Annotated in this window: 6 protein-coding genes; 1 reads left to right on the top strand and 5 read right to left on the bottom strand. The window is 48.8% G+C overall.

Annotation, left to right across the window (positions count from 1 at the left end; all coding sequences use genetic code 11):
- Window positions 1-52 precede the first annotated feature (52 nt).
- The 5 genes from IEY43_RS06925 to serA form a co-directional block, all read right to left on the bottom strand.
- Window positions 53-3,925 carry a CDP-glycerol glycerophosphotransferase family protein gene (locus tag IEY43_RS06925; protein ID WP_188947876.1) on the bottom strand — a complete coding sequence of 1,291 codons (3,873 nt, stop codon included), beginning with the start codon at window positions 3,923-3,925 and terminating at the stop codon, window positions 53-55.
- 131 nt (window positions 3,926-4,056) lie between these two features.
- Window positions 4,057-4,494, bottom strand: coding sequence for a hypothetical protein (locus tag IEY43_RS06930; protein WP_188947877.1), 438 nt, complete (start codon window positions 4,492-4,494; stop codon window positions 4,057-4,059).
- The gene (locus tag IEY43_RS06935) at window positions 4,473-5,210 is read right to left on the bottom strand and encodes a hypothetical protein (protein ID WP_188947878.1); all 738 of its coding nucleotides are present in this window, start codon (window positions 5,208-5,210) and stop codon (window positions 4,473-4,475) included. The genes IEY43_RS06930 and IEY43_RS06935 overlap by 22 nt, the downstream gene beginning before the upstream one ends.
- On the bottom strand, window positions 5,210-6,007 hold the full coding sequence (locus tag IEY43_RS06940) for a glycosyltransferase family protein (protein WP_188947879.1): 798 nt from the start codon (window positions 6,005-6,007) through the stop codon (window positions 5,210-5,212). The genes IEY43_RS06935 and IEY43_RS06940 overlap by 1 nt, the downstream gene beginning before the upstream one ends.
- 232 nt (window positions 6,008-6,239) lie before the next feature.
- The gene (gene serA / locus IEY43_RS06945) at window positions 6,240-7,835 is read right to left on the bottom strand and encodes a phosphoglycerate dehydrogenase (RefSeq protein WP_188947880.1); all 1,596 of its coding nucleotides are present in this window, start codon (window positions 7,833-7,835) and stop codon (window positions 6,240-6,242) included.
- Between the two features lie 1,576 nt (window positions 7,836-9,411).
- On the opposite strand from serA, the gene IEY43_RS06950 reads away from it, so the two are divergent.
- Window positions 9,412-10,986 (top strand): glycoside hydrolase family 16 protein, encoded by a 1,575-nt coding sequence (locus IEY43_RS06950; RefSeq protein ID WP_188947881.1) that lies wholly within the window; start codon window positions 9,412-9,414, stop codon window positions 10,984-10,986.
- Window positions 10,987-11,206 lie beyond the last annotated feature (220 nt).

Genomic DNA, 11,206 nt, shown 5'->3' on the forward strand with positions numbered 1-11,206 from the left:
CCGTCATCTGATCCATAAAATATAGTCCAATTCAACCGCGTCTAACGTGATTTTATTTCGGCGACTTCTCGTCCAATCCAAGTACAGAAGTCCTAAACTGATATGACGCATTTTTGTAGTATGATTCAGGATCGAATGCAACTTGAGGCACCCAACCCTCTATGAATTTGCACATTCCGGCGGCAAGGCCATCAATAGTATTCTCAACAAGCATACCCAGGCCATTCTCAACGACACTACGTGAACCGACAACATCAGTTGAAATAACAGGCGTACCAAGAATCAGTGACTCGATCATGGCCAAACCCTGTCCTTCATACTCTGATGAGAATACGAAACAATCCGATTGGGCGACCAACGAAAATGGATTGCTAAGTTGACCTGTAAAAACAATATCTGCGCTAAGTCCTAGTCGCTTTGTTCTTGCTTCCAAGCTCTGGCGCAATGGACCATCGCCGATAATGAGCAGGCGTGATTGCGGATACTTGGCTTTAACAATTGCGAATGCATCGATCAGCTTCTTGTGTCCTTTTTCAGGCGAAAGTCGTGCCATGTTGACAAATACATTCTCTGCACCAGATAGGTCATCAAAATAATATGACAAATCAGATCCGCTGATCTTTGCCTGTTCAATTGGATTCTGAACATCAATCAAATTATCAGCATATACAAATTTCTTTACAGGTAAACGGAACTCCTCCGAAATTTTCTTCTGATTTTCATCGTGAACTGACTTGCTGACAGAAACTAGTCGGTCATAACTACCATAAAGCGAAAACAGCCCCTGCATTCTTGGGAACCGAGAATCACGTTCCCTTACCATGTCATTATGAAGATAAATGACTTTATTTGTTTCGTGATTGATTGGATTTGCTAGAATCGAAGCCCAAAAGCGAGAGTAACCTTCAAAATTAATTACATGATCGAATTTAGCATATCCAAATACACGCAAAAATTCTCTTTTCATAGCAGATGCAAAAATCTGATTTTCTTCTACGGAAATCAAACCTGAATCCTTATGAAACCTATCACTCACTAACCGCTCTTCAGGACCTAATACCTGTCCTCCAATGCGGGCAATAAACTTAACACGTTCAGAAACGGATTTTAGTATCCGGTGAGACTCACCGTCGACTGGAATCTGCTTCGCATCAATCGCAACATAAACATCGTAGCTATCGGTATCGATAGAATTTACAAGATTAACGAAAGAAGTCGTGATACCGTTGGGAATAAATGAGCCTTGATAAATGAGAATCGATTTTTTCTCAGAACTCATTGTATTAGGCTCATAATTCGGATCAAAGAAACACTCAATTGCTCTTTTGCTAGCATTTCCGTCTTCGAATTTTATGAAGTCAAAAAATTCGGAATAGTCTTTCTGCCCCGAGTGAAGTGCATCATCTACTGCACCGAGCAACTCATCTTCATTCCAGCAAATCTCACCTGGCCACTCATTCTGGTTGAAATACACTCCCCGCTGTTCAATGTACTCATCATAATCCGGAGTATAGAAAATGATTGGTCGCTGAAGAGGCAAAAAGTCGTAAAAAATACTCGAATAGTCTGTAATGAGTACATCGACTGCGGACAGTAGTTCATTGGTATCAATTTCTGGCGGTACAACCGAAACCGGTAGGTCCGTACCTGAAATTGCACGTTCGGCAAAACGGTGAGCTCGGAATACTACTTCATGTCCGTCACCGACGAGCTTGCCTAGTGTTTTAACGAGAGCGTCATTGTCGAAAGTCTGTTTACCAAGCTGCCCACGCCACGTTGGCGCATAAAGCACAATTTTTTTGCTATCGTCGAAGACACCGAGCAGTCGGCGAATTGCTTGTATCTTAGAAGAAGAGGCTGAAATGCTATGGTCGATTCGCGGACTACCACCAATCACAATTTCAGCCGTCAGTAGTCCATCAATATCGTGATCGTTTATCAATGCATTTGCAGTATGCTCGTTAGGTAAAAACAGATGAGTGCTGTGCAACAGATTTCGTACGACGTTGGAATGTTCAAAATGTGCATTTTTTACACGTTTCCCCATAAGTTTCAGCGGAGTGCCATGCCAAGTATTCAAATAACGCTGACCGCTTCTACGAATAAAATAGGTTGGGAAAGTTGCATTATTCACTAGATATTTTGCGCAGGCAAGGTGATAAAGATATTCGTCACTATGCTGCTTTACCAGCATAGTCCGAGGGCAACTCAGAATTTCTTGAGGCGTATTCTTTAAGTCATTTATAACCCAGACAAATTTCAATTCCTGATAGGCAACATCTTTTTTTAAAGTATTATAAATAGCAAGAGGATTGCAATGAATGGAAGATCCGTGGCTTGATTCGAACAAAACTGTATTGTTCGAGATCTCGGTAGATTCACGAAAGTCATTGTAAATCATGTGTCGTCTCGTCTGAGGACCTTTAAGGTATGGACGCTCGTCGACTCCACTCGGCCGCGCGAAGTTTCTTGTGCGCGCAAAGCTATCAGAAGAATCTTTATATTTTCTATCACCAAGTAGGGCCAGACCCTTTTTTGCGAATAGGCTCGATTTCGTTCCGGTTCGGTGGAAAAGACTATGCTCAACAGATTCGGCGGCTCTAGCGAATTCTCCCGCACGTAGAAGAACATCTGCCTGGTATTCGAGACGCGTAGATTCAGAAGAGCCCGGATTTGGTCGTAAACCCGGCGTTATGAAATCGAAGAATGCCAGACTTTTGAAAACGAGTTCATCGCGTTCAGATTCATTAATGACGAGTGCCGCTTCTTCGCGGTTTAGCGTTCCATAGGCTAGGCAAGAACGAACGTAAGCATCGCATGACGATTCATAGTCTTTCGCTTTGGCAAAAGAGTAGCCCGCACGAAACCAACGAAACGCTTGATTATTACTTCCAAATGCTGCCGACAAGGTATATGAAGCGGCAGCAAGTTCATAATCTCCAAGACGATCATTTACGTATCCAAGGCGATACTGGCAATCCTCAAGCTTCAATTCGTAAGATAGCGCCTGTACGTAGAATTCTCGAGCAAGTTTCCAGTTGTACAGCTTTTCAGCAACTCGACCACAAGTGTAGAGCAGCTCGCCCTTGTCAAGTTCCTGCGGTAAGAAGTTACGATAAGCTTCGAGAGCAAATACCCACTGCTGCTTTTCCTCGTGATAAGCTCCAATGCCGAACTTCTTTTTCTTACCACTCTGGCAACTAAGAAATTCTTGATATAAAAGATTGGATTTCTCCACCTGGCCTGCCCTTTGAAAGGATAGGCCGGCGTTGTAGAGCATCCATGAATCTTGTGCTGATTTGTTCGAATTTCGGTACGAAATTTCAAAGTTACTGCCAGCAAGTTCAAATTTGCGAAGGTAAAAAGCAGCATGAGCAATTCTAAGACTCCACTGTGATTCTCCAGTCCGACTGAGCTGCTGAGATTCTAAAACCTCAAGCTCTCTCCAACGCAGCTCCGATTTATTTAGTGCTAGCGCCAGCAGATCTGTAATCTCTGGAGAGTCAGGATTCTCTGTATTCAAATTTTCAAGGAAAGATACAGCAGTTTTTGGTTCCCGAGCATGGATTAGTGATTCTGCATGAAGAATCCTTATATTTTGAGAATTATTGCAATATTCGAGTGCTTTCTCAAAAGATCGTGTGGCTTCTTTAAATTTCCCAGAGGCTCTTTGAGCCTCACCAAGTGCAATATAGGCTTCGGATGATTTGTGCCCATCTGTGATCAAATCAGCTAGTACATTTATAGCTAACTCTGGCTTGTTAGTTCTCATCCGACAAGCAGCCAGACGCAAGTTCACTTTTGGATCCGCATTACCGTTATCCCGAATAAATTTTTCATAGAGTCTTGCTGCTCGCCACCAGTGGTTTCCCTTTTCCAGTTGACGTCCTAATATCAATGTGGTGGAAGACTGGAGATTAGACATGAATATTTCCTATCTATGCCGCCTTATTCTAAGCGGAGCAACGAAGTTTTATTATTTGAATACATATTAGGGAAAGTATCTAATATGAGTGTGGTTGAGACTTTTTATTTGAATTCTAAAAAGTTGAATTCCTAATGATTTTTGAAACCGGCTTGTTGTAGAGCGGCTTCAAGTTTTTGATCAACCTCATGTGTCGCTGGATCATAGTCAACTATAGAAGTTCTGTTATATTTCCAATTCGTATTAATTCCGAGATAATGTCTATGAACAAAGTCTTGAGAGATCTCCGGCTCAAAACCGCCGCCGAACCCATGAACTTGCCACTGGTATTTATCGTCAACTCGCTTTGGAGAGATTGCCCATTTTTCAAGGCTTTTACTCTTTTTTATGTCTTTGTATTTAAAGTCAGTAAAGCGCGGAAGGCGCTCACTTTGATTGTCAATCTGCACGGTTTCAACCCACGAGCCAGAGAACCTGATTGCGCCATCTTTTGACGCTAGTACTCCGTCAACCAAAGAAATATCGTTCTCTTTTACTACTAATTCATCTATATCAACATTAACGACCACATTGGACTGTCGGAGATAGCGTCGTTTAGCGTGCTCGAGTACGCCATATTGACAATAATTAGAATCCCATTCTTTGTTTGGCCCCGAGCCAGGTCCGTACTTGAAGTTCCAAGGAACAACCACGGCTTTTTTATTTCCTTTATGCTCTTGAAAACATTAAGAATATCATTTGGTGAATATTTTGAAGAATTATTATCGTAGAATAGAACCGCGTCTATGCCGTGTTGTCGCGCATAATATGTTGCCCAGTCTTCAATCCATTTTAAGTCATTGTTTTTTGATAGTGTTACTAAAACATTTCTATCTTTAAAAACATCGGAATGATTTTTTTGGATTTTACCTCTTACTGAAAGTTTGCCGACGTCAATTCTAAAGGTGCTGTCATTAGAATAATAAATCTCTTCTGCAGGAATCGTTACTTTCGAGCGTTGCGTTTTCCATCCGTCGGCGAACGCATCCTTCTGGTGAACTTCCTGTCCATAAAGTTCAATATTCGCGATTTTGATGATGTCTAAAAGATTTCTAAGTGGCGGCCCTGAAAATACCACACCGTTATAGTCTTCAAATAAGTCGTAAAAAAGCGTATGATGATCGAAACGTTCCAGGTAGTCACTCTCCTGATTTCGCTTAGACCGTGGAGGTTTTCGATATACGCCCACGTTGGGGCGTAGGAGGACTGGCGAGATTTCGGCGATATGGAAACTCTGTGATTTCACTACCATTGTCCTAGTTTGCTCGTATTGAAATTAGGTTCTATAGAACTTTTAAATACGTCAACCGACTTTGAATAGCTTCCCGGATACAGAGTTACGTTTCTTCCCAAAAGGCTTCCTGCGATTGCTACGTGCATTCTATCTGTAAATATATTTTTGTAGCTAGATAGGATTTGAAAGAATGGGGTGATTGGCTTTGAATCATTCGCCAATAGGCTCAAGTCTAAATTATCTGGATAGGTTCGAGCATTCGGATTCTTTTCGCGATCTTCTCGGAAAAAATTCCCTCGTTCAATCACTGGATCGTTGGAATCTTTCTTTATCTCTAAATAGAAAGCCGTATCATGGCAGAATTTACTATTTGGATTTTCCTGTTTACTAAGAAAATTATCACGTCTAAAGTACGTAATATTATTAGCATTTTCTAATGGCGGAAGCTCAAACGTTGTTGGCAAGACTACGACATTATCGAAAGCTCGGTGGACTTTTTCCACAAATCGTCTACTGCCATTCCATTTTTGACACCACGATCCACCTCCCCCTGCGATCAAAATTGTACCGTCGAGCCGTGATCCCAATTTAGATACGGAATCGACTATGGATTCTACAGTGCTTCTAGACATCTGAAGGTAATCCACATTGTTCGCGCGAAGGAATTGTTCGTTTCCCTTGTGGATTAGGCCGTCTCCCCAGTTACCAACATTTGCCACGTAGACAACTTTTTTGCCTCTAGAAAGCGTCCTGATCTCAGCCGCCATTTCTTTGAACGCCGTGTCTTCTCGGAGGGATTTAAGTCTCATAATTGTCTTCCCGTTGTCTATCTAGGTGGAATATGTCATTCGGTTGGACTCCTGTGCAGTGTTATTCTACAGGATCTTAAACTATTGACTTCCTATTGTAAAACAGCAAAAGGTAGGATCAGGGGTCCGCGCCCATTTGATCCTACCCCATGCAATTGCCGCTCTAGCTTATTGCGTTCTGCATCGTGCTTTCGGCTGTTGGCAGTTCTTCCTTGCCGAATCTCAGAACATACTACTCGGCAAGATTAATCTCGCGCGCGACACTAGCTCCTATCGCAGCGCCGACAATATCCAGCACTCCTTGTGGTAGTGCAGAGTCGATGTTAATCACTGCTAGCGCTTCAGCACGATTCTCGTCGCGTGAAACCTGCATACCGGCAATGTTGATGCCTTGCTCGCCCAACACATTGCCCAAAGAACCTACAACACCAGGACGGTCAGAGTAACGGACAACAATCATGTGGTCCGAGATTGGGATCTCGATTTCGTGTCCATTTATGCCTACGAGCTTTTCAATCTGCTTCGGACCGGTCAAAGTTCCTGCTACTGCCAGCTGTGCACCTTCGTTGCTCGCACCCTTGATAGTCAGCTGGTTGCGGTATTCAGGCGAATCGGTGGTCTTGATGAGACGAGTTGCAACGCCGCGCTGCTCTGCTAGAACCGGAGCATTGACGTAGGAAACCTGGTCGGAGACAACATCCATGAAGACACCCTTGAGTGCGGACAGTTCCAGAGCCTTGACATCCAACTCGGCGATTTCACCAGCAACAACTACATCGATGCTGGTCAACGATCCGGTAGTCAGCGCATTGAAGATACGGCCGAGCTTCTCGATCAGCGGGATGCCAGGGCGGACGTTTTCGTCGATCACACCGCCAGCGACGTTCACAGCGTCCGGCACGAGTTCGCCGGCCAGAGCCAGGCGTACCGACTTGGCGACCGATACGCCGGCCTTTTCCTGAGCTTCGTCGGTAGATGCACCCAGATGCGGGGTGACGGTGACGTTGTCGAATTCGAAGAACGGCAGGTCGGTGCTTGGCTCGCTGACGAAGACGTCAATGCCGGCACCGGCAATTTCCTCGTTCTTGAGTGCTTCATACAACGCGTCCTCGTCAACAAGTCCACCACGGGCTACGTTGACTACGTAAGCGGTGTTCTTCATCTTGGAGAACGCATCCTTGCCGAGCATGCCCAAGGTTTCAGGGGTCTTCGGCATGTGGATGGTGATGAAGTCCGCCTGCGCCAGAAGCTCGTCAAGGGTCACCAGGGTTACGCCGAGCTGGGAGGCTCGTGCTGGAGTTACATACGGGTCATAAGCAATGATGTCCATCCCGAAGCCCTGCAGTCGGGCGGCAACCAGTGCGCCGATGCGGCCAAGGCCGATGATTCCGGCCTTCTTCTCGAACAATTCCACACCGGTGAACGAGCTACGCTTCCAAGCTCCACCCTTGAGCGAGGCATTTGCAGCCGGAATACGGCGAGCCAGCGATACGATGTGGCCGACAGTGAGTTCGGCGGCCGAGATGATGTTCGAGGTTGGTGCGTTCACGACCATGACGCCGGCCTGGGTGGCCGACTTGATGTCCACGTTGTCCAGTCCGACTCCAGCGCGGGCAATGACCTTCAGGTTTTTTGCCGCTGCGATGGCTTCGGCATCAACCTGAGTAGCCGAGCGGACGAGAATGGCATCGACATCGGCGATGGCTTCGAGCAGCTGGGAGCGGTCCGCTCCATCGGTCTGACGAATTTCAAAGTCGGGACCGAGCGCCGCGACGGTTGCAGGCGAGAGCTGTTCGGCCAGAAGTACGATTGGTTTGTTGTCAGACACGGGTGTGGCACCTTTGCGATTTCATTGGGCTGGTGGCTTGCATGGAGACCTCGGCAGGAGATCCCCGTTAATCAGACTAACCCCTCAGATGCCCCGATTCGCCTTGAATTCCTGCATGTTACGCACAGAATGGCGTACTTTGTGAAAATTTTCACGAGTGATTACGATAAGTACTACTGAGTTATCAGCGGCTCCTAATGAGCAACGCTAGACCATTCTGTCGGTGTGATGATGAATCCGTTCTCACAGGTAGTTCCCAACCGGAAGCAAGATCACTTCACTCGACTTACATGCCTGTTCAGACTTTTACTTTTCACCTATTTGACGCCCATCACAAAGCGTGTGTCCATGTTGCCCCAATCTTTCTGTCGCCGCTGCCCGTCCAACTCGTCCACTGTCTCGTGCACGGACGAACAAACCTGGGAGCATCTACAGGGCCCGGCCTCCGGAGTGCTAGAACGACCTAGATGCCACTAACTCGTGATCCGAGCAGGCAGGAACCACCGAGAGCTAGAACGCTCGACTCGGCGAGCGCAGATTCTACAAGGCCGCAGGGCCCAACCCTCCAACCACTCCTCACACTGCAGGGCAACATGTGCACTCCTAACGGACGGGCCGCGCCCGAGTGCTTCATCGGTTGCAAGGCTGTGGAGTCAATTGCGGCCTGCAGTCGCGAATAGCTCCCTACGCGACAACTTTTCGCCGTGTTCCGGCTCAGCGTGCAGCGGCCTCGACCTGGCCCACGATGCAAGGGCGCTCGCTGCTGTTCCGGATGAATGCGAATCTTTGTTGCACCGGCAGTATTTCCGGTAGCGCACGATCCCGGTTTTGCATGCTTGCGCAGTCCTGAGCGCTGGCCACTACACGCAACGGCACCGCGTGTATGGCGCCCATCCCAATAGCGTCAGGATCTCTCATTCGATTGTTCTCAATGCATGACGCTGACTATTTCGCTACGCAGCACGGCCCCCTCACGGTTTCCCCATTCTCCGCGTTAAATCTGAGCGCTCGGCCCGTCTTCGCATCCGTGAGTAGATGCAAGGTTCGGCCTATCGCCGTTGCCGCCGCACAGTGCGGAAAGTGCCGCGCAGGATACATCCAGAAGTATCGAAAGCCTGTTAGTTCACATTTGCAAAACACCGCAGAATTTTGTGAATTGTCTTACGCTTTGTTCCTGCCGCCATCTTGAATCGGCGTGGCTCCGAGGACCCATCGAGCACTCCCCGGTGCGCGGATTTCAGGGATCGAACAACACTGGTCAACATTCTATTCGGATACTTATGCGGCGCACAGGATTGCACTGCCAGATGCCCTCGAACACCCCATATTCACGCGACTTCGCGCGAACGCAAGGTTGTTTATAACGATTTGCTAACGATATTCGATGCATGCAACCATGATTCACGTCGGATACGGAGCGTTGCCCCCAACAACATGCTCCCCCATCCTCCCCCAGTACTTGGCGCCTGTTACCCCCTGCGCATGCTTACTTGATAGACCTATGATTAGAGGCCTCCCCTTGACGAAAATCGATAACGAGACCCCCCGCTCGCACAATCGACCCAGCAAGAAACGCTTGGCGAAGGCAGTTGCCGCAACTGCCGCGCTTGCCACGGCTATTGCCGTGGTGTCCCCCGTAATCGGCTCTACGTCTGCTGCAGACGCCGCTTCGAAATACACCGTTGGCAAGGCCATCGTCTCAGACTCCATGTCGCGCACGCAGACCTCCGGATGGGGCAAGTACTCATCTTCTGTCGCATACAACAGCAAGGGCACCGAGTTCTCGGTCAATGGGTCCCGCGCACTCATTGCCTTGCCGGCATCGGGCAAGACCAAGGGTGTCAACACCAACTACAAGCTGCAAGACGTAGTCGCCAACTACAAGGTGTCCACGAACAAGCTGGCTACTAGCGGTGCCGGAATCTATTCGTCGCTCCACGCACGCAAGTCCGCCGCCGGAGACTACCGCGCAACGTTGCGCGTTTCCCCGCAGGGCGTCACTTACCTGGAACTCAACCGCTGGACCAGCAAGGGCATGAAGTCCCTCACCAAGCCCGTGAAGCTCGGCTTCAAGGTTGCAGCAAATAAGCAGACCAACCTCAAGCTCGAAGTCACTGGCAAGCCTGCCGTCAGCGTACGCGCCAAGGCATGGCCGGTAGGAAGTGCCGAACCGTCGGGCTGGAATACCTCGGCGACCGACTCCTCCGCTGACGCGCTGACCGGCGTTGGAACTGTAGAGGTGAGCGCGTACCGCGGCAGCAGCAGCCCCGTTTCGACTCTGTCCTACGATGACTTGGTCATCGCACCAATGAAGTTGGCGAGCACCTCGACGCCTGATCCGATCAAGCCGACGACCCCTCCGACAACACCGACCACTCCCCCTTCATCGGGGAACGGCTACGTGGCTGGGTGGGGAACCCCAGTATGGCAGGATGAATTCAATAGCTCGCTGTCCAAGTGGACCGTCCGTGATGATGCAACGCACGGCGTTCTGTCCTATGACCGAGCCATCATCAAGAAGGAAAACGCTACCACCAAGGACGGCGTGCTGACCATCAAGGGAAAGCGGATGGACAAGCCGGTCATCAAGAGCGGCACGCGTGAATTTTCCACCGGATATGTCGATAGCATCGGCAAGTTCTCGCAGAAGTACGGTCGTTGGGAAATGCGTGCGCAGTTGCCGCTGACCAAGGGCAATGCGAAGGGCGTATGGCCGGCCTTCTGGCTTCGTCCTGACGGCGCCAAGACCGGTGGCGAAATCGACATCATGGAGGCTTACGGCACTCCGCACAGCGCCAACACCTCCTTCAACCCGTTCAACCGCAGCGAAGGAACGCTCCACTACGACCAGAGCGGCAAGAGCAAGACCAACTCGTGGATCCCCGTCACCGACCTGTCCGGCGGCTACCACACCTGGGCCTTTGAATGGACCCCAGAGGGAATGACCTGGCTGTTCGATGGCAAGCCATACAAGACGGTCAAACGTGCAGGCAACGCCGCTTACGAAAAGGCCTTCGAGACTGCAGCCAAGTTCCATGTTCGCCTCAACATGCAGTACGGTTCCCCGTACTGGGGAATGCCGGACTCCACCACCAAGGACACCGCCGATTTCAAGATCGACTACGTCCGTGCGTGGGCCTACAAGGGCTAGTCAGAAGCGCCTCAGGGCATTAGCAGTACGCTCGGATGCTTTCCTACGCCATTCCAACCTTTCGCCAGTATCAAGCTGCGTGAAAAATGGATGGTTCATCCGATCGAAAGTTATTGGCCCGCGATTTACCGAGGATTGCCCGGTTGGAAGTATCCAGCCGGGCAATCCTCATTTGCGTCCTCCGGCGAGCCGTGCGCAATTCTGTGCAATGGCATCTGCG

This window comes from Glutamicibacter protophormiae, assembly GCF_014647495.1.
Lineage (GTDB): Bacteria > Actinomycetota > Actinomycetes > Actinomycetales > Micrococcaceae > Glutamicibacter > Glutamicibacter protophormiae.

Excerpts from the sequence above, each read along its gene's own strand:
- IEY43_RS06940 (WP_188947879.1), bottom strand. The coding sequence starts at position 6,007 with ATGAGACTTAAATCCCTCCGAGAAGACACGGCGTTCAAAGAAATGGCG.
- IEY43_RS06925 (WP_188947876.1), bottom strand. The coding sequence starts at position 3,925 with ATGTCTAATCTCCAGTCTTCCACCACATTGATATTAGGACGTCAACTG.